At 67.3% G+C, this 24,664-nt stretch carries 21 protein-coding genes; 15 read left to right on the forward strand and 6 right to left on the reverse strand.

The genetic code is table 11. From position 1 onward, the window contains the following. Nucleotides 1-6 precede the first annotated feature (6 nt). The 5 genes from B5Y19_RS23505 (at nt 7) to B5Y19_RS23525 (ending at nt 8,018) form a co-directional block, all read left to right on the forward strand. Entirely contained in the window at nt 7-1,389 is a 1,383-nt protein-coding gene (locus B5Y19_RS23505; RefSeq protein WP_055729860.1) for an aldehyde dehydrogenase family protein, read from the forward strand. Then, the gene (locus B5Y19_RS23510) at nt 1,389-2,534 is read left to right on the forward strand and encodes an iron-containing alcohol dehydrogenase (RefSeq protein WP_055729806.1); all 1,146 of its coding nucleotides are present in this window, start codon (nt 1,389-1,391) and stop codon (nt 2,532-2,534) included. Before B5Y19_RS23505 ends, B5Y19_RS23510 begins: the two co-directional genes overlap by 1 nt. Before the next feature lie 165 nt (nt 2,535-2,699). Then, complete coding sequence (ku, locus tag B5Y19_RS23515) at nt 2,700-3,572, forward strand: non-homologous end joining protein Ku (RefSeq protein WP_055729807.1); 873 nt, start codon at nt 2,700-2,702, stop codon at nt 3,570-3,572. Between the two features lie 28 nt (nt 3,573-3,600). Further along, a complete protein-coding gene (gene ligD, locus B5Y19_RS23520) occupies nt 3,601-6,102 on the forward strand; it encodes a DNA ligase D (RefSeq protein ID WP_055729808.1) in 2,502 nt (833 codons plus the stop codon). A gap of 128 nt (nt 6,103-6,230) precedes the next feature. Continuing rightward, on the forward strand, nt 6,231-8,018 hold the full coding sequence (locus B5Y19_RS23525) for a peptide ABC transporter substrate-binding protein (RefSeq protein ID WP_079592199.1): 1,788 nt from the start codon (nt 6,231-6,233) through the stop codon (nt 8,016-8,018). An 81-nt stretch (nt 8,019-8,099) separates the two neighbouring features. On the opposite strand, the gene B5Y19_RS23530 is transcribed toward B5Y19_RS23525, so the two are convergent. From B5Y19_RS23530 to pbfA, 3 genes are all read right to left on the reverse strand, one after another. Beyond that, the gene (locus B5Y19_RS23530) at nt 8,100-8,831 is read right to left on the reverse strand and encodes a metallophosphoesterase family protein (protein WP_244555706.1); all 732 of its coding nucleotides are present in this window, start codon (nt 8,829-8,831) and stop codon (nt 8,100-8,102) included. Nucleotides 8,832-8,952: 121 nt separating this feature from the next. Next, entirely contained in the window at nt 8,953-9,963 is a 1,011-nt protein-coding gene (locus tag B5Y19_RS23535; protein ID WP_055727557.1) for a 2-hydroxyacid dehydrogenase, read from the reverse strand. Nucleotides 9,964-9,986: 23 nt separating this feature from the next. Beyond that, nucleotides 9,987-11,348: a (R)-1-hydroxy-2-aminoethylphosphonate ammonia-lyase gene (pbfA, locus tag B5Y19_RS23540; protein ID WP_055727552.1), complete on the reverse strand. Its 1,362-nt coding sequence runs from the start codon at nt 11,346-11,348 to the stop codon at nt 9,987-9,989. A gap of 158 nt (nt 11,349-11,506) precedes the next feature. On the opposite strand from pbfA, the gene B5Y19_RS23545 reads away from it, so the two are divergent. Together B5Y19_RS23545 and B5Y19_RS23550 are read left to right on the forward strand one after the other, a co-directional pair. Further along, the gene (locus B5Y19_RS23545; RefSeq protein WP_079592201.1) at nt 11,507-12,388 is read left to right on the forward strand and encodes a LysR substrate-binding domain-containing protein; all 882 of its coding nucleotides are present in this window, start codon (nt 11,507-11,509) and stop codon (nt 12,386-12,388) included. A gap of 118 nt (nt 12,389-12,506) precedes the next feature. Then, nucleotides 12,507-13,670, forward strand: coding sequence for an amidohydrolase (locus B5Y19_RS23550; protein WP_055727554.1), 1,164 nt, complete (start codon nt 12,507-12,509; stop codon nt 13,668-13,670). A 94-nt stretch (nt 13,671-13,764) separates the two neighbouring features. Here the strand turns inward: B5Y19_RS23550 and B5Y19_RS23555 are convergent, their stop codons facing one another. Both B5Y19_RS23555 and B5Y19_RS23560 read right to left on the reverse strand, forming a co-directional pair. Continuing rightward, entirely contained in the window at nt 13,765-14,403 is a 639-nt protein-coding gene (locus B5Y19_RS23555; protein WP_055727555.1) for a Vgb family protein, read from the reverse strand. Between the two features lie 35 nt (nt 14,404-14,438). Continuing rightward, a complete protein-coding gene (locus tag B5Y19_RS23560) occupies nt 14,439-15,662 on the reverse strand; it encodes a helix-turn-helix domain-containing protein (protein WP_079592203.1) in 1,224 nt (407 codons plus the stop codon). 119 nt (nt 15,663-15,781) lie between these two features. On the opposite strand from B5Y19_RS23560, the gene B5Y19_RS23565 reads away from it, so the two are divergent. The 8 genes from B5Y19_RS23565 to B5Y19_RS23600 all read left to right on the forward strand — a co-directional run bounded on the left by B5Y19_RS23565 (nt 15,782) and on the right by B5Y19_RS23600 (nt 23,411). Next, nucleotides 15,782-16,561, forward strand: a complete 780-nt coding sequence (locus tag B5Y19_RS23565) for a DUF899 domain-containing protein (RefSeq protein ID WP_055729993.1) — start codon at nt 15,782-15,784, stop codon at nt 16,559-16,561. After that, nucleotides 16,558-17,301, forward strand: coding sequence for a DUF2182 domain-containing protein (locus B5Y19_RS23570; RefSeq protein ID WP_055729994.1), 744 nt, complete (start codon nt 16,558-16,560; stop codon nt 17,299-17,301). Before B5Y19_RS23565 ends, B5Y19_RS23570 begins: the two co-directional genes overlap by 4 nt. Before the next feature lie 183 nt (nt 17,302-17,484). Continuing rightward, nucleotides 17,485-18,522 (forward strand): ABC transporter ATP-binding protein, encoded by a 1,038-nt coding sequence (locus tag B5Y19_RS23575; protein ID WP_055729995.1) that lies wholly within the window; start codon nt 17,485-17,487, stop codon nt 18,520-18,522. Between the two features lie 53 nt (nt 18,523-18,575). Then, nucleotides 18,576-19,868: an ABC transporter substrate-binding protein gene (locus B5Y19_RS23580; protein WP_055729996.1), complete on the forward strand. Its 1,293-nt coding sequence runs from the start codon at nt 18,576-18,578 to the stop codon at nt 19,866-19,868. Nucleotides 19,869-19,992: 124 nt separating this feature from the next. Further along, on the forward strand, nt 19,993-20,871 hold the full coding sequence (locus B5Y19_RS23585; RefSeq protein ID WP_055729997.1) for a carbohydrate ABC transporter permease: 879 nt from the start codon (nt 19,993-19,995) through the stop codon (nt 20,869-20,871). Beyond that, the gene (locus B5Y19_RS23590) at nt 20,868-21,731 is read left to right on the forward strand and encodes a carbohydrate ABC transporter permease (protein WP_055729998.1); all 864 of its coding nucleotides are present in this window, start codon (nt 20,868-20,870) and stop codon (nt 21,729-21,731) included. Before B5Y19_RS23585 ends, B5Y19_RS23590 begins: the two co-directional genes overlap by 4 nt. Before the next feature lie 16 nt (nt 21,732-21,747). Further along, nucleotides 21,748-22,590, forward strand: a complete 843-nt coding sequence (locus tag B5Y19_RS23595) for an endonuclease/exonuclease/phosphatase family protein (protein ID WP_055729999.1) — start codon at nt 21,748-21,750, stop codon at nt 22,588-22,590. Continuing rightward, nucleotides 22,587-23,411 (forward strand): inositol monophosphatase family protein, encoded by an 825-nt coding sequence (locus B5Y19_RS23600; protein ID WP_055730000.1) that lies wholly within the window; start codon nt 22,587-22,589, stop codon nt 23,409-23,411. The genes B5Y19_RS23595 and B5Y19_RS23600 overlap by 4 nt, the downstream gene beginning before the upstream one ends. Nucleotides 23,412-23,425: 14 nt before the next feature. Here the strand turns inward: B5Y19_RS23600 and B5Y19_RS23605 are convergent. Continuing rightward, the coding region (locus tag B5Y19_RS23605; RefSeq protein WP_280174405.1) for a DNA translocase FtsK at nt 23,426-24,664 on the reverse strand (1,239 nt) is incomplete at its 5' end.

Below are 24,664 nucleotides of genomic sequence, written 5' to 3' on the forward strand. Positions count from 1 at the left end.
TCGATGATGACCATGATCCAATGCGTGTCGCCGGTGGACGGCTCGATCTATGCCGAGCGCCCGGCGCTGGGCTTCGAGGCGGCGAAGGAGGCGGTCGCGCGTGCCCGAAAGGCCCGGAAGGCCTGGGTTCGGCGCCCGCTCGGCGAGCGCATCGCGCTCGTCCTCAAGGGCGTGGCGCGCCTTAACGAGATGGGCGACGAGGTCGTGACCGAGCTTGCCTGGCAGATGGGCCGGCCGGTGAAGTATGGCGGCGAGTTCAAGGGCTTCAACGAGCGCTCGAACTACATGGCCTCGATCGCAACCGACGCGCTGGCCCCGCTCGTCGTCGAGGATAGCGCCCAGTTCAAGCGCTACATCGCCCGCGAGCCGCATGGCGTCGTCTTCGTGATCGCGCCCTGGAACTACCCCTACATGACCGCGATCAACTCGGTCGCGCCCGCCCTCATCGCCGGCAATGCGGTCGTCCTCAAACACGCCAGCCAGACGCTGCTCACCGGCGAACGGCTGGCGCGGGCCTTCCACGAAGCGGGCGTGCCGGAAGACGTGTTCCTGAACGTCTTCCTCGATCATGGGACGGCCTCGCGCCTGATCGCCGACAAGCAGTTCGACTTCGTCAACTTCACCGGCTCGGTCGCGGGCGGGCAGGCGATCGAGCGCGCCGCCGCCGGCACCTTCACCGGGATCGGGCTGGAGCTCGGCGGCAAGGACCCCGGCTATGTCATGGAGGATGCCGATCTCGACAAGGCGGTCGACACGCTGATGGACGGCGCAACCTTCAACTCCGGGCAGTGCTGCTGCGGGATCGAGCGCATCTATGTGCATGAGAGCCTCTACGACGCCTTCGTCGAGAAATCGGTCGCCTGGGTCTCGAACTACCGCCTCGGCAACCCGCTCGATCCGCAGACCTCGCTCGGGCCGATGGCGCACAAGCGCTTCGCCGCGGTGGTGCGCGAGCAGATCGCCGAGGCCGTCGCGAAGGGCGCGCGGGCCCTGGTCGATTCAAAACTCTTCCCGCAGGACGATGGCGGCGCCTATCTGGCGCCGCAGATCCTGGTCGATGTCGATCATTCCATGACGATCATGCGCGAGGAGACGTTCGGCCCAGCCGTCGGCATCATGAAGGTCCGCGATGATGCCGAAGCCGTCGCGCTGATGAACGACTCCAAATACGGCCTCACCGTCTCGCTCTGGACCGGCGACGCCGAGCGCGCCGCCCGCCTCGGTGAGGACCTCGAAACCGGCACCGTCTTCATGAACCGCGCCGATTATCTCGACCCGGCCCTGTGCTGGACCGGCGTCAAGGAGACCGGCCGCGGCGGCTCGCTCTCCGTCATCGGCTTCCACAACCTCACCCGACCGAAATCCTACCACCTCAGGAAAGCAGTCTGATGCCGATCACCGCGAACTGGAGCTATCCGACCGCCGTCAAGCTGGGCGCGGGGCGGATCAGGGAACTGGCCGATCACTGCAAGGCGCTCGGCATGAAGCGGCCGCTGCTCGTGACCGACCGGGGGCTCGCAAGCATGGCGATCACCGCCAACGCGCTCGACATCCTGGAGGCCGGCGGGCTCGGCCGGGCGATCTTCGCCGATGTCGACCCCAACCCGAACGAGCGCAATCTCGAAGCCGGCGTCCGCGCCTTCAAGGAAGGCGGCCATGACGGCGTCGTTGCCTTCGGCGGCGGCTCCGGTCTCGATCTCGGCAAATGCGTGGCCTTCATGGCCGGCCAGAGCCGTCCGGTCTGGGATTTCGAAGATGTCGGCGATTGGTGGACGCGCGCCTCGATCGAGGGCATCGCGCCGATCGTCGCGGTGCCGACCACGGCCGGGACCGGCTCCGAGGTCGGCCGCGCCTCGGTCATCACCAATTCGCAGACCCATACCAAGAAGATCATCTTCCACCCGAAATTCCTGCCGGGCGTGACGATCTGCGATCCCGAATTGACAGTCGGCATGCCCAAGGCGATCACGGCCGGCACCGGTATGGATGCCTTCGCGCATTGCCTGGAAGCCTATTCCTCGCCCTTCTTCCACCCGATGAGTCAGGGTATCGCGCTCGAAGGCATGCGCCTGGTGAAGACCTATCTGCCGCGCGCCTATGCCGACGGTAACGATATCGATGCGCGCACGCAGATGATGGCAGCGGCCGCGATGGGCGCCGTCGCCTTCCAGAAGGGGCTGGGCGCGATCCATTCGCTCTCCCACCCGATCGGCGCGGTCTACCACACCCATCACGGCACCACGAACGCGGTCGTGATGCCACCGGTGCTGCGCTTCAACCGCCCGGCGATCGAAGAGAAGATTGGCGCCGCCGCCGCCTATCTCGGCATCGCCGGGGGCTTCGACGGCTTCTACGATTTCGTGCTGGGCTTACGCGCGGATCTCGGCATTCCCGACAAGCTCGGCGCACTCGGGGTCGGCACCGACCGTATCGACGAATTGGCCGAGGCCGCAGTCGCCGACCCGTCCACCGGCGGCAATCCGGTCGAGCTTACGGTCGACGCGGCGCGCAAGCTCCTGATCGAGAGCATCTGAGGCGCGACGGCTCGGTTCCGCTGCTCGGCGGCGGAACCACGCGCGCCGGTCCCGGTTTCTCCCGGTGAAGGACAGGAGAAGCGCCATGCCGGTTCCCCACCATTGCCCAATCACCATGCCGGCGGCTCTCCCGACCCCGCGCCTCCGAGAGCGGCGGGCCGGGTGATGGCGCCGCGTCCGGCCTGGAAGGGCTATCTCAAGCTCTCGCTCGTCTCCTGCGCCGTGGAGCTGACCGGGGCGACCAGCCAGAGCGAGAAGGTCTCCTTCCGCATCATCAACCGCAAGACCGGCAACACGGTGCGGCGGCAATATATCGACAGCGTCACCGGCAAGCCCGTCGCCGATGAGGACGAGGTCAAGGGCTACGAGATCGGAGACGACGAATATCTCCTGATCGAGGAGGACGAGATCGAGGCTGTCCAGATCGAATCGTCGCATACCCTCGCGATCGAGAGCTTCGTCGACCGCGCCGACATCCCGCAGATCTATTTCGACACGCCCTATTACGTCACCCCCGCCGACGAGGTCTCGGAAGAGGCTTTCGCCGTGATCCGCGAGGCGATGGCGAAGCAGAGGAAGGCCGGCATCGCGCGCATCGTGCTCTATCGCCGCGAGCGCCCGGTGATGATCGAGCCCTTCGACAAGGGCCTGCTGCTGACGACGCTGCGCTACGACAAGACGGTGCGAAAGCCCGCGGAAATCTTCGACGGGCTCGGCCGGCAGAAATCCGACCCCGAGCTGATCGACCTCGCCACCCATATCATCGACAAGAAGGAAGCGGATTTCGACCCTTCCGGTTTCGAGGACCGCTACGAGGACGCCCTCCTCGAGCTGATCCAGGCGAAGCAGAAGGGCAGGAAGCCGCCGGTGGTGCAGGCGGCGGAGCGGCCGGCCAATGTCGTCAACCTGTTCGAAGCGCTGAAGAAGAGCCTCGCGGGCGATGACGGCCGCAGCTCACCGAAAACCGAGGCGAAATCCCCGAAATCGAGCAGGCCGCCGCCCAAGAAAGCCGCGGGCAAGGCGCGCAAGCGTGCCTGAGGCGTCGCGGCGCCGGTGAGGAGATCAGATGTCCAACCTCGATCTGTATCGCTCCAAACGCGACTTCACCCGCACGCGCGAACCGAAGGGGGGCGACAAGCGGCGGCGCAAACCGGCCGAGAGCGGGGGCGCCTTCGTCATCCAGAAGCACGCGGCCCGCCGCCTGCACTACGATTTGCGGCTCGAACATGACGGGGTGCTCTGGTCCTGGGCGGTGACGCGTGGGCCGAGCCTCGACCCGGCCGAAAAGCGGCTTGCCGTCCATGTCGAGGACCATCCGGTCGAGTATGGCGGCTTCGAGGGCACGATCCCGGCCGGCCAGTATGGCGGCGGCTCGGTGATCGTCTGGGACGAGGGGCGCTGGCTGCCGGAGGATGACCCGGCAGGCGGCATGAAGAAGGGCCACCTCGCCTTCACCCTGGAAGGCCACAAGCTGCATGGCCGCTGGCATCTCGTCAGGCTGCGGCCACGGCGCGGCGAGAAGCGCGACAACTGGCTGCTGATCAAGAGCGAGGATGAATACGCCAGGACCGACGAGGACATCCTCGAAACGCAGCCGGATTCAGTGAAATCCGGCCTTTCGGTCGAGGCGATCGGCAGCGATCCGGACAAGGGCGGCGTCTGGAATACGAAAAAGCCGGCCAAGCGCGCCGCGGCAGCGGCGAAGCCCGCCCGCAAGGCGCGCCACAAGAGCGACCGAGCCGCGCTGCCGCCCTTCGTGGAGCCCTGCCTGGCGACGCTGCAGGACAAGCCGCCCGCGGGCGAGAACTGGCTGCACGAGGTCAAGTTCGATGGCTATCGGCTGCAGGCCCGCATCGACCATGGCGAGGTGAAGCTGCTGACCCGCGCCGGCCTCGACTGGACCGCACGCTTCGGCAAGAGGCTCACGGCTGCCCTGGCGGGGCTGCCCTGCGAGACCGCGCTGATCGACGGCGAGATGGTGGCGCTTGCCGAGAGCGGCATCTCGTCCTTCTCGGCGCTGCAGCAGGCATTGTCCGAAGGGCGCACGGCCGGCCTCACCTATTTCGCCTTCGATCTTCTGTATCTCGACGGAGAAGACCTCCGGGACGAGCCGCTGCTCGCCCGCAAGGAACGGCTGGAGCAACTCCTGGCCGGCGTCCCGACAGACAGCCCGCTGCGCTACAGCGAGCATTTCATCGAACCGGGCGCGACCATGCTCAGCCATGCCTGCCGCATGGGCCTCGAAGGCGTCGTCTCGAAGCGTGCAGACGCGCCCTATCGCAGCGGCCGCGGACGGGCCTGGATCAAGTCGAAATGCACGCAGCGGCAGGAATTCGTGATCGCCGGCTACGTTCCTTCCAGCGGCACGGCACGCCGGCTCGGCTCCATCGTCACCGGCTATTACGAAAATGGCGAGCTCAAGCCGGCCGGGCGGGTCGGCACCGGCTTCACGGCGCGTTCCGCGGAAAAGCTGCAAGCGAAGCTCGATCGGATCAAGGCCGAAAAATCGCCCTTCACCGGGAAGGCCGGCCGCGAACGCGGCATCGTCTGGGTCGAGCCACAGCTTGTCGCCGAGGTGGAGTTCGGCGCCTGGACAGCGTCGAAGACATTGCGCCACGCTTCGTTCCTCGGGCTGCGGGAGGACAAACCCGCCGACGAGATTATCGCAGAGCGCCCAGCCCCGGAGCCGGCGGAGGGCAAGGTCACGCGGAGGAAGACGACATCAGCGCCTGCCGAAGCCGCCACCACGGTGAAGCTCAGCAGCCCCGACAAGGTGCTCTGGCCTGATGACGGGCTGACCAAGCAGGGACTGCTCGAACACTACGCCCGGGTCTGGCCGCAGATGCGGGCCTTCGTCGTGAACCGCCCGCTCAGCCTGGTGCGCGCCCCCAACGGCATCGAGGGGCATCGCTTCTTCCAGAAGCATGCGGGCCCCGGCATGCACGAGGCCGTGATGCGGACCAGGGACAGCGACGGCGAGGAGCTGATCTTCATCCGCGACTTCGACGGGCTGGCCGGCCTCGTCCAGCTCGGAACGGTCGAGATCCATCTCTGGGGAGCCACGATCAACGCGATCGAGAAGCCGGATCAGGTCATCTTCGACCTCGACCCCGACACCGGCGTCCCGCTCGAACGCGTGCGCGAGGCGGCGGCGGCGGTCCGCGACCGCCTCACCGAACTCGGTTTCGAGAGCCTGCTGAAGATCTCGGGCGGCAAGGGCTTCCACGTCGTCCTGCCACTGCGGCCCAAGGCCGGCTGGGACAAGGTCAAGATTTTCGCGCGCGACTTCGCCAAGGCAATGGAGCAATCCGATCCGAAGCTCTACACCGCGACATTGTCGAAGAAGGCCCGGCGCGGGCGGATCTTCATCGACTATCTGCGCAACGGGCGCGGCGCGACCGCCATCGCCCCCTTCTCGACCCGGGCGCGGCCGGGCGCGCCCATCGCCTGCCCCATTCCCTGGTCGGCGTTGCCGGAGGCGATTCCGAACGGCGTCAAGGCGGGCTCCGCTCCCGAACTACCGGACGAATGGCGGAGCTTCTTCGCTCCGAAGCGCGCCCTCGGCTAGGCCGCGGCCAGCCGATCGGTGCATCGTCGCTGGCACTTCGGCGACCCCATGGTTGACGCACCGTCCTCTGCGTGCCCTCCTCTCCTCCGCAAGCCGGAGCATTATCGGCAACGCGGAGAGGGGAAACGATGAACGAACAGGATATTCGCGAGATGATCGCGGGTGTGAAGGAGGGCGCGCTCTCGCGTCGCTCCTTCATCAAGAGAATGGCGGCCGTGGGCATCACCGCGCCGCTGGCGAGCCAGATTCTCGCCTGGAACGACGTCGCGATGGCGCAGCCTGCCGACGACTACAAGCCGACCAAGGCCGGCGGCGGCGGGCCGCTCAAGATCCTGCTCTGGCAGGCCCCGACCCTGCTGAACCCGCATTTCGCCTCGGGCACCAAGGACCAGATCGCCTCGCGCATCTTCTTCGAGCCGCTCGCCGGCTGGGACAAGGAAGGCAACCTCATCCCGCAGCTCGCCGCCGAAGTCCCCAGCAAGGCCAATGGCGGTCTCTCCGCCGACGGCAAGGAGGTGACCTGGAAGCTGAAGCAGGGCGTGAAGTGGCATGACGGCAAGCCGTTCACGGCCGATGACGTCGTCTTCACCTGGGAATACGCCGCCGATCCGGCGACCGCCGCCTACACCACCGGCTCCTATGCCAATATCAAGGTCGAGAAGATCGACGCGCACACCATCAAGGTGATCTTCAAGGAGCCGACGCCGTTCTGGGCCGACCCCTTCGTCGGCGTCGCCGGCATGATCATCCCGAAGCACCATTTCGGCGAGTACAAGGGCGCCAAATCGCGCGAGGCCCCCGCCAACCTGAAGCCGGTCGGCACTGGCCCCTACAAGTTCGTCGACTTCAAGCCCGGCGACATCCTGCTGGGCGAGCGAAATACCGAGTACCACGTCAAGAACAAGCCACAGTTCGACACCCTCGAAGTGAAGGGCGGCGGTGACGCGGTCTCGGCGGCGCGTGCGGTGCTGCAGACCGGCGAATACGACTACGCTTGGAACCTGCAGGTCGAGGACGAAGTCCTCAAGCGCATGGAAGCCGGCGGCCGCGGCAAGGTCGTCGCGGTGAAGGGCGGCGACGTCGAGTTCATCATCCTGAACACGACCGATCCGTGGACCGAGGTCGATGGCGAGCGCTCCAGTGTCAAGACGAAGCACCCGTCACTCAGCGATCCGGCGGTGCGCCAGGCGATCAACCTGCTGATCGATCGCGACTCGGTGCAGAAGTTCATCTATGGCCGCGGCGGCGTCGCCACGGCGAGCTTCGTCAACGAGCCCAAGCAGTTCAAGTCGACCAAGCTCAAATACGAGTTCAACATCGACAAGGCCAACAAGATCCTCGACGACGCCGGCTGGAAGAAGGGCGCCGACGGCATCCGCGAGAAGGATGGCAAGAAGCTCAAATACGTCTTCCAGACCTCGATCAACGCCCCGCGCCAGAAGACCCAGGCCATCATCAAGCAGGCCTGCCAGCGCGCCGGCATCGAGCTCGAGCTCAAGTCGGTCACCGCCTCGGTGTTCTTCTCGTCGGACGTCGCCAACCCCGACACCTACACCAAGCTGTACTGCGACATGGAAATGTACACCACGACGCAGCCACAGCCCGATCCGGAGCGCTTCCTCAACCAGCTCGTCTCCTGGGAGATCGCCAACAAGGAGAACAAGTGGCTGGGCCGGAACGTCTCGCGCTACTCCGATCCGGAAGCCGACAAAGCCTACAAGGCTGCCCAGAAGGAGCTCGATCCGGTGAAGCGCGCCGCGCTGCTGATCAAGGTCAACGAGATCTTCTGCGAGGCCAACGTCCTGCTGCCGGTCCTGTCGCGAACGGTCGTCGGAGCCTCGGCCAACAGCCTTACGCCCGACATCTCGGGCTGGGAGGTCACGACCTGGAACCTTGCCTCCTGGTATCGCAGCTGAGTCCCGGCTCGGGGCGGGCAGCCTGACTGCCTGCCCCGATTGCCACAGCCATCATCGAGCCGGCCAGCCCGGCTCGATCTCTCAGGCGCTCCGCGGCCGGGCCGTTCCAGTGCGGAGGGCATGGGCCCAATCAGGCCGCCCGTTTGCCTGCGCCATGCGCGCAGCCTTCTCCCAATCATAGGGCACGGCGCGATGTTCGACGGCGATGGTGCTCGCCATCGTCACCAGGGCGAAGCGTGCATGCGGCGCCCCGCTCTCGGAAACATGCGGCGGATCGCTCCTGTCGTCATAGGCGGGGCAGCCGACGCTGCCGGGATTGACCACCACGGCACCGTCCGCGAGCGCCAGCAGCCGCGGCAGATGGCTGTGGCCGCAGCAGAGCAGCCGGCCCCGCAACGTCCCGAGTCGGGAAGCGACCGTCGCCGCATCGGCGAAGCCGAGGCGCTGGTCCCGCACTTCCTCCATCAGATAGGTCGTGTCGCTGTCGGGCGAGGCATGGAAGCAATGCAACCCGTCGCGCAGGAGCGTGGGCGGCAGATCATGCAGCCAGCGCCGGGCTTCGGCATCGAGATTGCGCCAGGCGAAAGTGTCCGATGTGCCGAGCCCGTCCGGCGCCGGAGCACCGAGCGCACGGTCGTGATTGCCCCGGACATGCAGGATGTCGACGGCCTGCAGCAGCCGCACCGTCTCCGCCGGCCAGAGCGGCCCCGAAGCGCAATCCCCGAGATTGACGACGAGATCGGGCTTCAGCCGCTCGATCTCCTCAAGAATCGCCTCGAGCGCGAGATGATTGCCATGAACATCCGAAAACACGCAAAGCCGCATGCCGCCCTCTCAAAGCCCGATCATGCGCTCGCCGACGCCCTGCTATCGAGCACGACGCAGCGCCACCTAGCAAGGACGGGGGTGCCCGCCGGGCGTCGAAAGGCAGCGCTCACGCGAAGACGACGCCATGCCGCTGCGCGCGCAGGCGCGGATCCTGCGAACGGATCGCGACGGGCCGCCCTTCCAGGATCTCGAAGCAGCGCGCGAGCGTGTCTTCCGACAGGCGGGCCATCGCCTCTGCGGTAAAGAAGGTCAGATGGGGGAACAGGATGACATCGTCGCGCCCGAAGAGCGGGCTGAAGCGGTGCCCCGCCCGCGCCAGCGGCTCCTGCGTGTAGACATCGAGCGCCACGCCGCCGAGCCGACCGGCGAGCACCGCCGCGACGAGGGCCTCCTCGTCGATGAGGCCGCCGCGCGAGACATTGACGAGGATCGCCGAGGGCTTCAGGCAGGCCAGCTCGGCCGGCCCGATCAGCCCGTGTGTCCGCTCGTTGAGGACGGCGTGGAGCGAGACGAGATCGCATTGCCGCAGCATCGCCTGGAGATCGTCGACCTTCTCGATACCGCTCGCCGCCATAGCGGCCGCATCGACATGGGGATCATAGCCGAGCACGCGGGCCCGGAACCCCTGCCCCGCCATGCGGGCCATGCTGCGGCCGATCCGCCCGGTTCCGACCAGCCCCAGCGTCGCGCCCGCGATGTCGCGGCCGAGCCATTTCCCGGAGGGCCAGATCCAGCCCTCCCGCTCCATCGCGCGGCCGATCTCGGGCAGGCGCTTCGCGAGCGCGATCATCAGGGCGAAGGCGCCCTCGGCCACCGTCTCTTCGGCATATTCGGGCACGTTGACGACGGGGATACCGCGCGCCATCGCCGCCGGAATGTCGATCGCGTCGATGCCGACGCCGTATTTGACGATGCCCTTGAGCCGTGGCGCCGCGGCGAGGACACGCGCGGTGACGGGCGTGTAGCACATCAGCAGCAGATCGGCGTCGGCGAGCTCCCGCGCCAGCGCGTCCTCGCCGACGCCGTCCGGCAAGGTGACGAGCTCGATGCCGCGGGCGCGCAGCCCCGCGTCGATCTGCGGGCATTCGAGTTCCTGATCGGTCCTGACCGCCTTCACGCCCATCTCCTCCGCGCCCCGCCTCAGCCAGCCATGATCGCGCGTTCGACGATACCGAGGGCAGCGTCGAGCTCGTCGCGCGAGATCACCATCGGTGGCGACAGGGTCAGCACATTGCCCTGGCTGATCTTGAAGCTCAGCCCCGCCTCCAGGCAGCGGTAATACGCTCTCTCGGCGAGCGCTTGATCGGGCTCGAAGCTCGACCGGTCGCGGACGATCTCGACGCCGAACAGCAGGCCGCGGCCGCGGACGTCGCCGATGGCGGGGCAGCGCTCGGCAAAGCTGCGCAGCCGCGCCATCGCATAGTCGCCGAGTTCGGCTGCCCGCTCGACCAGCCCTTCCTCTCGAATGATCGCGATCGTCGTCAGCGCGGCGCGGGTCGTGACCGGGTTCTTCTCATGGGTGTAGTGGCCGATCGCATAGTCACCCGCCACGTCCAGGCTGCGCCGGGCGATGACGGCCGCGATCGGTAGGATGCCGCCGCCGAGCGCCTTGCCGAGGACGAGGATGTCGGGAACCACCCCGTCATGCTCGGAAGCGAAGAAGCGCCCGGTCTTGCCGAGGCCTGTCGGGATCTCGTCGAGGATCAGCAGCGTGCCATGCCGGTTGCAGGCTTCGCGGACCGCCTTCCAGAAGCCCGGAGCCGGCGGCAGCGGCGTCGCCCGCATCGGCTCGGCGACGACGGCGGCGATGTCGCCCTCCCGGCCGAGCACATAGGAGATCATGCTGGCGCAGGCGCGAGCCGAGTCCTCGAGATTGTCATGACCATAGGCGCAATGGCGGGCGGCCCAGGGCGCGACATGCTCGGCGCCGGGCAGGAGCGGGCCGGCGATGCCGGAGCGGAACGTCGCCTCGCCGCCGACGCTGGAGGCACCGAAGCCGGCACCGTGGAAGGCGTCCCAGAAGGAAAGCGTCTTGAACCGGCCCGTCGCCGCGCGGGCGAGCCGCAGCGCCACCTCGATGGCATCGGAGCCGCCCGTCGTGAACAGCACCTTGCCGAGATCGCCCGGAGCCAGCTGCCCCAGGGTCTCAGCCAATTCCACCGCCGGCTCGCAGGTGAAACGCCGCGGCGCGAAGCAGAGTTCGTCGAGCTGGGCCTTGATCGCCGCCTTCAGGCGCGGGTGCCCATAGCCGATGTGGTGGACGCTGTTGCCGTGGAAATCCATGTAGCGGCGACCGGTCGTATCCTCGATCCAGATCCCCTCGGCCCGCGCGATCGCGGTCAGGCACGGGCTCGACAGGCTCTGGTGCAGGAAAGCGGCGGAATCGCGTGCCAGGAGGCGGCGGGTCGCGTCGTCGCCGATCTGAGCGGTCCAGCCGCTGCGCGCCGCCGATCTGTTGGATTCGCCCTCGGTGTGGACCAGGTGAGGCGTATCGACCGTCATCTTCGTTTCCCCGTACCGTTCGAGCCCCTCGCGGCACCGGCGCGGGGATGGGTCGAACCTGGGCAGTCTCGCGGTTTCCGATCGATCTGAAAAATCGTTAATTCATATCGAAGTATAAATTTCACTGATATGAGTGATGGCCATCCGCCGGAGCCCCGATGCGCTACGTTCAGCTTCGCGCCTTCCACCAGGTCGCTCTCTCCGGCGGCTTCTCGCGCGCCGCCCGCGACCTCAATCTCACGCAGCCGGCCCTGTCGGACCAGGTCCGGCGCCTGGAGGAGGCCTATGATGTCGCGCTGTTCAGCCGGCAACACCGGCAGGTCGCACTGACGCCGGCCGGAACCCGGCTGCTCGCAGTGACGCATCGGCTCTTCGACGCCGAAGCCCAGGCGCTGGAACTCCTGCAAGAGGAACGGGCCCTGCGCGCCGGAGCCCTGCGGATCGTCGCCGATTCCGTGCAGCACGTCCTGCATGTCCTGCCGCCCTTCCGTGCGCGCTATCCCGGCATCCGGATCAGCATCCAGGCCGGCAATACCCGCTCGATCGTCGAGGCGCTGGCGAATTACGAGGCCGATATCGGCGTGATCGGCGAGCCTGTCGACGAGCGCCCCTTCGAGGTGCTCGCGCTCAACGTCTCCGCCGTGGTGGCCTTCGCCGCGCGGACGCATCCTGCCGCCGACCGTCCGAGCCTGTCGCTGGCCGATCTGGCACAGTGGCCGCTGATCATGCGCGAGCAAGGGTCGCGCACCCGGCAGATGCTGGAGCAGCAGGCGCTGGCGCTGGGCATCGAACTGCCCTTCGCCATCGAGGCGGAGGGACGCGAGGCCGTGCGCGAGATCGTCGCGACCGGTGCCGGCATCGGCTTCGTCTCGGAAGCCGAGTTCACTCCCGATCCCCGGCTGGTCATGATCCGGCTCGCCAGCGCCCCGATCCGGATGCATGAGAAGCTGATCTGCCTGAGGGAGCGCAAGGGCAGCAAGGCGATCCACGCCTTCTTCGGTGCGGCGCGCTCGGTTCAGCCGCCCTCCCCGGCGGGCTGAGCATCCACCGGTGCCGGCCGACCATGATACAAACTTGCATCGACTGGCTGCGATTGCAGCGCCTGTTTCGTCCGGCCTGACCTATGTCCCCATCGGAGCTTTCTCGAGGACCCTGCCGATGCCCGAACTCGATCTTGCGGATCTTCAGGCCGAAATGACGGAATGGCGGCGCCATCTGCACGCCCATCCCGAATTCGGCTTCGAGGAGAAGGCAACCGCGGCCTTCGTCGCCGCGAAGCTGCGGGTATTCGGGCTGGACGAGGTCGTCGAAGGCGTGGGCGGCACCGGCGTCGTGGGAACGCTGAAGCGCGGCAGCGGCAACCGCGCGGTCGCGCTGCGCGCCGACATGGACGCGCTGCGCATCACCGAGCAAGCGGAGCACGCGCATCGCTCGCAGTCGCCCGGCCTGATGCATGCCTGCGGCCATGACGGCCACACCACCATGCTGCTGGGCGCTGCCAAGCTGCTGGCGGCGGAAGGCGGCTTCGACGGCACGGTGCGCTTCCTGTTCCAGCCGGCCGAGGAATGGGGGCGCGGCGCGCTCGCCATGCTGGAGGACGGGCTGATGGAGCGCTTTCCCTTCGATGAGGTCCATGGCCTGCACAACATGCCGGGCCTCGCCATCGGCCGGTTCGAGACGCGCGCCGGACCGTTCATGTCGGCAGAGGACAATTTCGAGATCGTGCTGCGGGGCGTCGGCGGCCACGCCGCGCGCCCACATTCCGGCAACGAGGTCCTGGTCGCCGCCTGCTCGCTCGTCACCAGCCTGCAGACGATCGTGTCGCGGCGCCTGAGCCCGGCCGACATCGCCGTGGTCTCGGTCACCGAGCTCCTGACCGACGGCACCCGCAACGCCCTGCCGGGCACCGCGCGCATCCTCGGCGACGCCCGCAGCTTCCGGCCCGAGGTCAGCGCCGAGATCGAGCGACAGATGGGGATCATCGCCCAGGGCACGGCGCAGAGCTACAATCTCGAGGCCAAGCTGCGCTACACGCGCGAATTCGTGCCGCTGGTGAATGACGAGGCGCTGGTGCAAGAAGCGCTCGCCGCCGCCCGTACCGTGCTGGGCGACGATGGCGTCGCCGTTGCCCGCGAGCCGATGACCGGCTCGGAGGATTTCGCTCGCTTCCTCGACCATGTGCCCGGATGCTTCGCCTATGTCGGGAATGGCGAAGGCTCGGCGCCGCTGCACAATCCGAACTACGACTTCGACGATGCGGGGCTGATCCACGGCGCGCGCTATCACGCCGCCATCGTGCGCCGCAGGCTCGCGCCGGCCTGAACATCTGGAACCACCGCTGTCATTCCGGGCTCTTCGCTGCGCGAAGCCCTGGAATGACAGCGGTGGTTCCGTGTCAAATCAGCCGGCTCCGGATTCAGGCGCGCGGCGGCCGCCTCACGGCGCGGATCGTGCTCTTGTCGCCGCTGCCGCAGAAGAAGAGCTCACCACCATCCGATTCGAGCCCGGACAAGCCCGTTCCGGCCGGCATGAGCAGGCTCTCGCGCACCTCGCCGGAGACCGGGTCGACCCGACGCAGCTCGCTCTCCTCGCCTTCCCAGGTGCCGTGCCAGAGCTCGCCGTCGACCCAGGTCACGCCGGTAACGAAGCGGTTCGACTCGATGGTGCGTAGCGTCCGGCCGGTCTGCGGGTCGATCTGATGGATCTTCCGATCGCGGTACTGGCCGACCCAGAGCGAGCCCTCGGCCCAGGTCAGGCCGGAATCGCCGCCGCCGCCCGGCGCCGGGATCGTCGCCAGCACGGTGCCCGTCTCCGGGTCGAGCTTCTGGATCCGGTCCTCTGCGATCTGATAGAGGTGCTTGCCGTCGAAGGCCGTCCCGGCATGGGCGGGCACTGCGATGCTCCGCAACACCTCGCCGCCCGCCGGATCGAGCTCGTTCAGCCTGTCGCCGGAGGCGAACCAGACATGCCGGCCGTCGAAACTGACGCCATGGATCTTCTCGACACCGGGAAACGGGCCGTATTCACGGGCAACGTCTGCATCTGATCTCGTCATTGCTCTCGCTCCATGAGATATCGGATGAAACCAGCCTAGCCGGTTGCCCAAGGGCCCGTGAGTAACAAGCCCGTCGCGAGTCCGGGCATCGGCGGCGTCGTCCAGCGGCGGGCCCGCCCCTGGCCATAAGCCTGGATCTTGCCGGCCGCGGCCAGCGCCTCGAGCGCCCGCTGCACGCCGCGCTGGCTCGTCCCGAGCGCCAGCGCCAGCGCGGAGCTCGACCAGGGCTCGCCATCAGCGAGAAGCGCCAGAACCGCGGCATGCCCCTCTTCCTCCGGCCGCGCCAGGACGAGCACCTCGCGCGCCGGGCGCGGTACCAGCAGGAACCCTTCCCGTGTCGCATTCACGCGCGCGACCGGCTGCAGCTCCGCGCGCAACCGGCCGATCTCGACTCGCAGGCGCGCCCGGTGCGATTCATCAGTCAGGCGGGAGCCGAAGGCCCGTGCGATGAGCGCGCCGCGCGGCACATCCTCCGGCCAAGCCTCCCCGAGCGCCCGGGCCAGCGCGAAGAGCACCGGGCGCGTCGCCAGCGAGATCGATCGCTCGCCGCCGCGCACCAGATGGCGGCAGGCATCGACCACCAGCGCCTGCGTCGCTTGCAGCGCCTCGACCTCCTCGATCGACAGGGCGCGTGCGGTTCCTCCTGTGATCAGCCGTCCGGCCGGAGCATCGAGCAGAAGGTGGGCGGTGCCGATCTCGGCGATCAGGGCCGGGATGCCGGCCCGCCGTGCGGCATTGGCAGCGGCAGCGAGCGCTTCGCGCGCGGCCTTGGCCTGCAGCCGACGCAAGGCGATTCCGGCCTCGGCCAGGCCCCGGACGGCCTGCAACGCCGGCGGCAGCGCCGCCGCCGGCCCGGAAGCTCCCAGCGCCTCCTCCGCCGCATCGAGGCGGCCGAGCAGCAGGAGGCGGCGCGCTTCGACATGGCGCGCATGGGCGGCGTTCACCCGGTCGCCATGGTCCTCCAGCACCGCGGCGGCCGCGCGCAGCCGCGCCGCCGGCCAGTTGAGCTCGCGCGCAGCCAGCGCGATCTCGGCTTCGGCAACCACGCAACGTGCCCGCGCGACCGCCTCCCGCGCCCCGAAGCCCTGCGAGGCACGCCGCAACAATTGTCGGGCCCGGGCGAGGTCGCCGAGCTGCGCCATGGCGATGCCGCGCAGGGCCAGGGCCGGTGGGTCGCCGCGCAGCGCCACCCGGTCCAGCGCGCCGAGCGGATCACCCGCGCCGAGCGCCCGCGCCGCAGCCGTGATCAGCGAGTCCATTCGAATCCCGCCAAACTTGTCACTCCCACCGTCCGGGACTTCCGCAATAGCACTGATCGCGACGCCGCATCGAGAAGCGAGCGGCGGCGCGAAGACACCCTGCGACAGGAGCAAGGACGATGACGTCACACACCGTCGGAACGCGCGAGGAATGGCTCGAGGCGCGGCTCGCGCTGCTCGAAGCCGAGAAGGAACATACCCGGCGCGGCGATGAGCTGGCGCAGCGGCGCCAGGCATTGCCCTGGGTCCGGATCGAGAAGGATTATCGCTTCGATACCGAACAAGGCGAGGCCTCGCTGGCGGAACTGTTCAAGGGCCGTTCCCAGCTCATCGTCTATCATTTCATGTTCGGGCCGGACTACGAGGCCGGCTGCCCGTCCTGTTCGGCGATCGCGGACGGCTTCAACGGCTCGGTGACGCATCTCGCCAACCACGACGTCATGCTCTGGGCCGTGTCGCGCGCGCCCCTCGCCAAGCTCCTCGCCTTCCGTGAGCGGATGGGCTGGCGCTTCCCCTGGGCCTCCTCCGGCAACAGCGACTTCAACTTCGACTTCAACGTCTCCTTCACCGAGGAGCAGGAACGGACGAAGGGGGTCGACTACAATTATCGACACCAGCCGAAATTCGAATGGCGGGATGGCGGCAACGAGATTGAGCGCGCTTTCGCCGCGATGGCGGGAGTCTCGGCCCCGATCTATCACCGCGACAGGCCGGGCATGAGCGCCTTCATCCGCGAGGACGGCGCGATCTACCATACCTATTCCAGCTATTCGCGCGGCGTCGACGGCGTCTGGGGCATGTATGCCTGGCTCGACCGCGCGCCTAAGGGACGCAACGAGGCGAATGGCCCCTGGTGGCGCCACAACGATCGCTACGAGGCCGTGCGGACCGCGCCATGACGGTCGTCCCGAGCGGAAACCGCGGGGAGGAGGCGCGCAGCGGCACTGTGCGCCTCCTCAAGCCGGCCTTCTTCGGCGTCAGCGCCGTGCTTTTCACTGCCGCGGTCGCGGCGACGCTCGCTCTCTGCTCGGCGATGGCCGGGATGGGCGAGGTGCCGATGGCGGGCGGCTGGACGATGTCGGGCGCCTGGCTGCCGATGTGCGGGCAATCATGGTCCGCCACGACGGTTTCGTTCCTGCTGATGTGGCTGGTCATGATGGTCGCCATGATGCAGCCACCGCTGACTCCCGCCCTGTGGCGCTTTAACGAAGCTCTCAGAACCTCCGGAACGCCGCACCCCTATCTCATGACGATGCTGGCCGGCATGGGCTACTATGCCGTCTGGGCTCTCGCCGGCATTGCCGTCTTCGCCCTCGGAGCCATGCTGGCCTCGGCTGCAACGCAGTTTCCGGCGCTGGCACGGGGCCTGCCGGCGGCAGGCAACGGCGTCGTGCTGGCGGCCGGCGCGTTTCAGCTGAGCCGATGGCTGGGAGACACGTCGGAACAGTGCGGCAAGCAGCGAAGCGAGCGACTCCCGCCGGGCACGGCATGGCGGCACGGCTTGCGCCTCGGCTGCGAGTGCTGCCGTTCCTGCGCCGCCCCGATGGTGATCCTGATTATCGGCGGCGTGATGGACCTGCGGCTCATGACCGGTGTGACGGCGCTGATCACGGCCGAGCGCCTCGGTCGCAGCGCATAGTCGGCTCCCGTCGGAAAAACGTCAAAGAAGCCTTCATTCCCCGAAATCAGGTGTTCAAACCACGAGATACCCGCCATGAGGTGCTCTTGTGCGCGGAAGATTTTTCGCGTCATGGTCCCGGAAAGGCCGCCGGCAGCGCTACCGCTACGCCGGCTCACCATGAGCTTGCTGACCGGGTCCGGAATGGTTTCTGTAGCGCTGAAGACGGTTTCGAAGAGCTGGGGCGGCGCCGCCGCCGTCGATGCGATCAGCTTCACCGTCGAAGGCGGCAAGCTCGTCGCGCTGCTCGGCCCCTCCGGCTGCGGCAAGTCGACGACGCTCCGGCTGATCGCCGGGCTGGAGGAGACCAGCAGCGGCACGATCGAGATCGGCGGGCGGAATGTCACCCATGCCTCGCCCTCGCAGCGCGGCATCGCCATGGTCTTCCAGAACTACGCGCTGTTCCCGCATCTGAGCGTGGCAGAGAACATCATGTTCGGGCTCAAGGTCCGCAAGGTCTCGCGGGCCGAGCGCGACGCGCGCCTCGCGCGTGCCGCCTCGATCCTCGGCCTCTCCGCCCTGCTCGAACGCAAGCCCTCGCAACTCTCGGGCGGCCAGCAGCAGCGCGTCGCGCTCGGCCGCGCCATCGTCGCCGAGGCGCCGGTCTGCCTGATGGACGAGCCGCTCTCCAATCTCGACGCCCAGTTGCGCGTCGAGATGCGCCGCGAGATCCGCGAATTGCAGCAGCGGCTCGGCATGACCATGGTCTATGTCACGCATGATCAGGTCGAGGCCATGACCATGGCCGATCAGGTCGTGCTGATGCGCAACGGCCGGATCGAGCAGGATGCCCCGCCGGACGTGCTCTATGAGAACCCCGCGACGATCTTCGCGGCCCGCTTCGTCGGCACGCCGCCGATGAACGTGCTGCCGCTTGCGACCGTGCAGGCGAAGGGCGGAGCAATCACGGCTCCATCCGATCTCGATCCCGCCAGCCTCGCCGTCGGCATCCGCCCGGAGATGGTCGAGATCACCGGCAGCGGCGTCGCCGCCGATGTCGTCGCAGTCGAGTATCTCGGCTCAGACACGCTGCTTGAAACCCGCATCGACGGCCATTCCTTCATCGTCAAGCGGCCCGGGAAAGTGCGGGCCACAGCCGGCGAACAGATCTACATCACGTTGTCACAATCGGCGCTGCACTGGTTCGACCAGGCGTCGGAACGGAAGGTGGTTCGCAACTGAACCGGCCGGAGCGTCGGGCGTTCGGACCATCCCAACAAGGGAGAGAGGACATCATGGACAGGCGTGAATTTCTTGGCGGCACCGCCGCCCTTTCGGGCGCGACCGCTCTTCCCGGCATCGCCCGGGCGCAGAGCACCACCGAGCTCTCGTTCTTCTATCCAGTCGCCGTCGGCGGACCGATCACCAAGCTGATCGACGCCTATGCCGCCGGCTTCGAGAAGGACAACCCTTCGGTCAAGCTGAAGCCGATCTATGCCGGCACCTATCAGGAGACCATCGTCAAGGCGCTGACCGCGCATAAGAGCGGCACGCCGCCGGTGCTTTCGGTCCTGCTCTCGACCGACATGTTCACGCTGATCGACGAAGAGGCCATCGTTCCTTTCGACGACTTCATCAAGACCGAAGAGGACAAGAAGTGGCTCGCCGGCTTCTATCCCGGCTTCATGGAGAACAGCCAGACCGGCGGCAAGACCTGGGGCATCCCCTTCCAGCGCTCGACGGTCGTGCTCTACTGGAACAAGGACCTGTTCAAGGAGGCCGGACTCGATCCGGAGAAGCCGCCGAAGACCTGGGCGGAACAGGTCGAGTTCGCGCAGAAGCTGACGAAGCGCGACGCTTCGGGCAACGTCACCCAATGGGGCATCCAGATCCCCTCCTCCGGCTTCCCCTACTGGCTGTTCCAGGGGCTGACGACGCAGGCCGGCGCGATCCTTGCCAACAGCGCGGGCGACAAGACCGACTATGCCAATCCCGGCGTGGTCGAGGCGCTGCAGTACTGGGTCGACCTCGCGCAGAAGCACAAGGTGCATCCGCCCGGCATCGTCGAATGGGGCACCACGCCGCGCGACTTCTTCGAGAAGAAGGTCGCGATGATGTGGACCACCACCGGCAACCTGACCAATGTCCGCGCCAACGCCAAGTTTCCCTTCGGCGTCGCGGTGCTGCCCGCCGGCAAGAAGCCGGGCAGCCCCACCGGCGGCGGCAATTTCTATCTCTCGAAGAAGGCGACCAAGCCAGAGCAGGAAGCCGCCTTCAAGTTCGTGCGCTGGATCACCACGCCCGAGCGCGCCGCCCAGTGGAGCATCGACACCGGCTATGTCGGGGTGACGCCGGCCGCATACGAGACCGACGCGATGAAGAAATACGTCGCCGACTTCCCGCAGGCGATCGTCGCGCGCGACCAGCTCTCCAGCGCGGTGGCCGAGCTCTCGACCCATGAGAACCAGCGCGTCACCAAGGCCCTGAACGACGGGCTGCAGGCAGCACTGACCGGCACCAAGGCGCCGCAGAAGGCGATGGAGGATGCGCAGGCCGAGGCCGAACGCATCCTGAAGCCCTATCGCTGAGCCTTCCTGATGAGGTCAAACCGTCATTGCGCGGAGCGTGAGCTCCGAAGCAATCCAGGGGCGGCAGAGCGCCACGTCCCCCTGGATTGCTTCGCTTCGCTCGCAATGACGGGGAGCTGAACCGATGACGAACCGCGCGACCGCGACGATCCATGGCTGGCTGCTCCTGCTGCCGGCCATGGCTTGCCTGGCCCTGTTCACGCATTGGCCCGCGGTCGCGAGCTTCATCGAAAGCTTCTACTCGACCCCGAAGGCGCGCCGCCCGGCGCGCTTCATCGGGCTCGATAACTACCAGCAGATGCTCGCCGACCCGATCTTCTGGAAGGCGCTGAGCAACAATCTCTGGTTCGCGCTCGGCACGATCCCGACCTCGATCGCGCTGGCCCTGCTGATGGCGGTCTGGGTCAACGACAGGATCGCGGGGCGCACGCTGGTCCGCATGGCCTTCTTCACGCCGACGATCCTGCCGATGATCGCGGTCGCCAATATCTGGCTGTTCTTCTACACGCCGCAATACGGCCTGCTGGAGCAGATCACCGGCCTGTTCGGCGCGCGTTCGACCAACTGGCTCGGCTCGCAGGACACCGCGCTCTACGCGATCACCATCGTCGCGATCTGGAAGGAAGCCGGCTTCTTCATGATCTTCTACCTCGCGGCGCTGCAGGCGATCCCGCCCAGCCTCGGCGAGGCGGCGGCGATCGAGGGCGCCTCGCGCTGGACCTTCTTCCGGCGCATCCAGTTCCCGCTGCTGATGCCGACGACTTTGTTCGTGCTGATCAATGCCGTGATCAACGCCTTTCGCATGGTCGACCACGTTTTCGTCATGACGCGCGGCGGCCCCGACAACGCCACGACGCTGCTGCTGTTCTACATCTACCAGGTCGGCTTCGGCTTCTGGGACACGGCCTATGCGGCGACGCTGACCTGTGTGCTCCTGGCGCTGCTCGCCCTCGTCGCCTTCGTCCAGTACGGCTGGCTCGAACGCAGGACGCATTACCAATGAGTGCCCCGACGCAACCCGCCCCGGCCGCGACGCGCACCGATCCTTACGCGCCGAAGGGCCTTTCGCTGACGCTGGAATCGACCGGGGCGATCCTGCTTGCGCTGCTCTGGGTGCTGCCGCTGGCCTATGCCGTCTGGGCCGCGTTCCATCCGGCCGAATACACCACGCGCTTCGTGCTGACAGCACCGCTGACGCTCGACAACTTCACCCGCGCCTGGGCGGCGGCGCCCTTCGCCCGCTACTTCCTCAACACCTTCATCCTCGTCACCATGATCCTCGCCTTCCAGCTGATCCTGGGGACGCTGGCGGCCTATGCGCTGGCCCGGCAGGATTTCTGGGGCCGCGACATCGCCTTCGTGCTGATCCTGGCGCAGCTGATGATCATGCCGGACGCCTTGATCGTCGAAAACTACCGCACGCTCGCCAAGGTCAACCTGATCGACACGATCCCAGCGATCGCCCTGCCCTATATCGCCTCGGCCTTCGGCATCTTCCTGCTGCGGCAGACCTTCAAGACCGTGCCGAAGGAGCTCGACGACGCCGCCCGTGTCGAGGGGGCGAGCCCGCTGCAGGTGCTGATGAAGGTCTATGTCCCGCTCGCAAAGCCGACCTATATCGCTTATGGCCTCGTCTCGGTCAGCTATCACTGGAACAATTTCCTCTGGCCGCTGCTCGTCACCAATTCGGTGGAGTCGCGGCCGCTGACGGTGGGCCTCCAGGTCTTCTCGTCGGCCGATCAGGGCATCGACTGGGCCGTGATCTGCGCGGCGACGCTGATGACCTCGGCACCGCTGCTCGTCGGTTTCCTGCTGTTCCAGCGCCAGTTCGTGCAGAGCTTCATGCGCGCCGGCATCAAGTAGGATCGAGGCCAACCCGATGAAGCTGATCACCTGGAACATCCAGTGGGCCCGCGGCGTCGACGAGAAGGTCGATCCGCGCCGGATCATCGACCACGCCCGGCAGATGGCGAATTTCGACGTGCTCTGCCTGCAGGAGGTCGCCGCCAACTTCCCTGACCTCGACGGCAACGACCGCACCGACCAGTTCGCCCTGTTCAGCGAGCTGCTACCCGGCTTCACCGCGATTGAGGCGATCGGCGTCGATGTTCCCGATGGCGCCGGCGGCCGCAAACGCTTCGGCAACCTCATCCTGTCGCGATTGCCGGTGGCGCAGGCGCTGCGCCATGTCCTGCCCTGGGAGGCGGCGGCGACGCGCAACATGCCGCGGGTGCTGGTCGAGGCGATGGTCGAGACGCCCTTCGGCCCGATCCGGGTGATGACGACGCATCTGGAGTATTCCTCGCCTGCCCTGCGTGCTGCCCAGGTCGAAGGCATCCGGCAGATCCACCGCATGGCCGCCGCGCGGCAGACGACGCCGCGCCAACCCGGCCCGCACACCTATGCGCCGACCCCGAATGCCGCAAGCGCGATCCTGACCGGCGACTTCAACATGCGGCCGGACGATGCCGGCATGGCGCAATTGCTGGCCCCGTTCGAGGGCGATGTTCCGCCGCTGGTCGATCTCTGGCCGGTGTTGAAAGGCACAGAGCCGCCTCCGCCCTCCGCCTTCATCTGCGACCAGACCTACGGCCCACCCGGCTGCCTCGACTATGTGCTGGCCACGCCGGATCTCGCCGCGCAGGCCCGCTCGATCGTCTACGACATCGAGACGCGGGCCTCGGACCACCAGCCGGTCCTCGTCGAGTTCGACCTGGGATGATCTTCACCAGGCAGGACCATGAGCGGCTCGACGCCATCCTGCGCGAGGCGGCACGCCGCGAGGTGATGCCGCGTTTCCGCCGTTTGGCGGCCGGCGATATCCGCGCCAAGCAGAACCCGGTCGATGTCGTCACCGAGGCCGACGAGGCGGCCGAGCGCTTCATCTGCGCCGACCTGGCCAAGGCCTTTCCAGGCGCGGCGCTGATCGGCGAGGAGGCGGTGACGCAAGACCCTTCCCTCCTCTCGAAGCTTTCCGAAGCCGAGATCGCCTTCGTCATCGACCCGATCGACGGCACGCTGAACTATGCCAGCGACCTCTCCCTCTTCGCCGTAATGGCCGCCGTCATCGTCAGGGGCGAGATCGCCGCCGCCGTGATCCATGATCCGACGGCCGATGACAGCGCCATGGCCCTGCGTGGCGAAGGCGCATGGATGAGCTCTGCGGATGGCACGAGCCGCGGCCTGCGCGTCGCTCCCGCCGTCGCGACGCGGCAGATGAACGGCATGGCGAGCTGGCAATATTTCCCGGAGCCGCTGCGCAGCACGCTTCCCGGCCGCTTCCCCGCCTTCCTCGAAGTCGGCTCGCTGCGCTGCTGCGGGCAGGAATATCGGCTGGCAGCGGCGGGGCGCCTTCAATTCCTGCTCTACGGCGTCCTCCATCCCTGGGACCATGCGCCGGGCGTGCTGCTCTACAGCGAGGCGGGCGGCCATGCGCGCCTGCTCGACGGCCGGCTCTATTCGCCCGCCGAGCGCCCGGCGGGACTGCTCTGTGCGCCCGATGCGGCGAGCTGGCAGGAGATCAGGTCAATCCTGCTGGATTGAACGACTGCCGCCACTCAGTCCTCGTCGTCGCGCTGACGCGGACCTTCCCCGAGGATCTCGCGTTTCCCTGCGTGATTTGCGGGTCCGACGATGCCCTCGTTCTCCATGCGCTCCATGATGGAGGCGGCGCGGTTGTAGCCGATCTGGAGGCGGCGCTGGATGTAGGAGGTCGAGGCCTTCTTGTCGCGCAGCACGACCGCGACCGCCTGCTCGTAGGGGTCGTCCGAGTCGGTCGAACCCATACCTGTCTTGTCGAAGACGGCGCCGTCCTCGTCCTCCGCGCCTTCCTCCTCCTCGGAGGTGACGGCGTCGAGGTATTGCGGCCGGCCTTGCGTCTTGAGATGGGCGACGACCTTCTCGACCTCGTTGTCCGAGACGAAGGGGCCGTGGACGCGGGTGATACGCCCGCCGCCGGCCATGTAGAGCATGTCGCCCTGGCCGAGCAGCTGCTCGGCACCCATCTCGCCGAGGATGGTGCGGCTATCGATCTTCGAGGTGACCTGGAAGGAGATCCGGGTCGGGAAGTTCGCCTTGATCGTGCCGGTGATGACGTCGACCGAGGGACGCTGCGTCGCCAGCACGACATGGATGCCCGCCGCGCGCGCCATCTGGGCCAGACGCTGGATCGTGCCCTCGATCTCCTTACCGGCGACCATCATCAGATCGGCCATCTCGTCGACGATGACGACGATATAGGGCAGAGGCTCGAGGTCCATGACCTCCTCCTCGTAGATCGCCTCGCCCGAGTGCTTGTCGAAGCCGGTCTGGACCGTGCGGGTGATGACCTCTCCCGCCGCCTTGGCCTCGCCGACCCTGGCGTTGAAGCCGTCGATGTTGCGCACCGAGAGCTTCGACATCTTCTTGTAGCGCTCCTCCATCTCGCGCACCGCCCATTTGAGGGCGACGACCGCCTTCTTGGGATCGGTGACGACCGGGGTGAGCAGATGCGGGATGCCGTCATAGACGGAGAGTTCCAGCATCTTGGGATCGACCATGATCAGGCGGCACTCTTCCGGCTTCAGCCGGTAGAGGATCGACAGGATCATGGTGTTGATGGCGACCGACTTGCCCGAGCCGGTGGTGCCCGCCACGAGCAGATGCGGCATGCGCGCCAGATCCGCGATGACCGGCTCGCCGCCGATGGTCTTGCCGAGGCAGAGCGCGAGCTTGTGCTTGGTCGCCTCGAAATCCTGGCTGGCCAGCAATTCGCGCAGGAAGACGGTCTCGCGGCGGGTGTTGGGCAGCTCGATGCC

It is taken from the genome of Allobosea thiooxidans, assembly GCF_900168195.1.
In the GTDB taxonomy this organism is placed as follows: Bacteria; Pseudomonadota; Alphaproteobacteria; order Rhizobiales; family Beijerinckiaceae; genus Allobosea; species Allobosea thiooxidans.

What these genes read in the sequence shown, in the direction of transcription:
- B5Y19_RS23555 (WP_055727555.1), bottom strand. Translation starts at nt 14,403, where the DNA reads ATGACGAGATCAGATGCAGACGTTGCCCGTGAATACGGCCCGTTTCCC.
- B5Y19_RS23565 (WP_055729993.1), top strand. Translation starts at nt 15,782, where the DNA reads ATGACGTCACACACCGTCGGAACGCGCGAGGAATGGCTCGAGGCGCGG.
- B5Y19_RS23580 (WP_055729996.1), top strand. Translation starts at nt 18,576, where the DNA reads ATGGACAGGCGTGAATTTCTTGGCGGCACCGCCGCCCTTTCGGGCGCG.
- B5Y19_RS23550 (WP_055727554.1), top strand. Translation starts at nt 12,507, where the DNA reads ATGCCCGAACTCGATCTTGCGGATCTTCAGGCCGAAATGACGGAATGG.
- B5Y19_RS23505 (WP_055729860.1), top strand. Translation starts at nt 7, where the DNA reads ATGACCATGATCCAATGCGTGTCGCCGGTGGACGGCTCGATCTATGCC.
- B5Y19_RS23525 (WP_079592199.1), top strand. Translation starts at nt 6,231, where the DNA reads ATGAACGAACAGGATATTCGCGAGATGATCGCGGGTGTGAAGGAGGGC.
- B5Y19_RS23600 (WP_055730000.1), top strand. Translation starts at nt 22,587, where the DNA reads ATGATCTTCACCAGGCAGGACCATGAGCGGCTCGACGCCATCCTGCGC.
- B5Y19_RS23545 (WP_079592201.1), top strand. Translation starts at nt 11,507, where the DNA reads ATGCGCTACGTTCAGCTTCGCGCCTTCCACCAGGTCGCTCTCTCCGGC.
- B5Y19_RS23510 (WP_055729806.1), top strand. Translation starts at nt 1,389, where the DNA reads ATGCCGATCACCGCGAACTGGAGCTATCCGACCGCCGTCAAGCTGGGC.
- B5Y19_RS23595 (WP_055729999.1), top strand. Translation starts at nt 21,748, where the DNA reads ATGAAGCTGATCACCTGGAACATCCAGTGGGCCCGCGGCGTCGACGAG.
- ligD (WP_055729808.1), top strand. Translation starts at nt 3,601, where the DNA reads ATGTCCAACCTCGATCTGTATCGCTCCAAACGCGACTTCACCCGCACG.
- B5Y19_RS23575 (WP_055729995.1), top strand. Translation starts at nt 17,485, where the DNA reads ATGGTTTCTGTAGCGCTGAAGACGGTTTCGAAGAGCTGGGGCGGCGCC.
- B5Y19_RS23585 (WP_055729997.1), top strand. Translation starts at nt 19,993, where the DNA reads ATGACGAACCGCGCGACCGCGACGATCCATGGCTGGCTGCTCCTGCTG.
- B5Y19_RS23560 (WP_079592203.1), bottom strand. Translation starts at nt 15,662, where the DNA reads ATGGACTCGCTGATCACGGCTGCGGCGCGGGCGCTCGGCGCGGGTGAT.
- pbfA (WP_055727552.1), bottom strand. Translation starts at nt 11,348, where the DNA reads ATGACGGTCGATACGCCTCACCTGGTCCACACCGAGGGCGAATCCAAC.
- ku (WP_055729807.1), top strand. Translation starts at nt 2,700, where the DNA reads ATGGCGCCGCGTCCGGCCTGGAAGGGCTATCTCAAGCTCTCGCTCGTC.
- B5Y19_RS23590 (WP_055729998.1), top strand. Translation starts at nt 20,868, where the DNA reads ATGAGTGCCCCGACGCAACCCGCCCCGGCCGCGACGCGCACCGATCCT.
- B5Y19_RS23570 (WP_055729994.1), top strand. Translation starts at nt 16,558, where the DNA reads ATGACGGTCGTCCCGAGCGGAAACCGCGGGGAGGAGGCGCGCAGCGGC.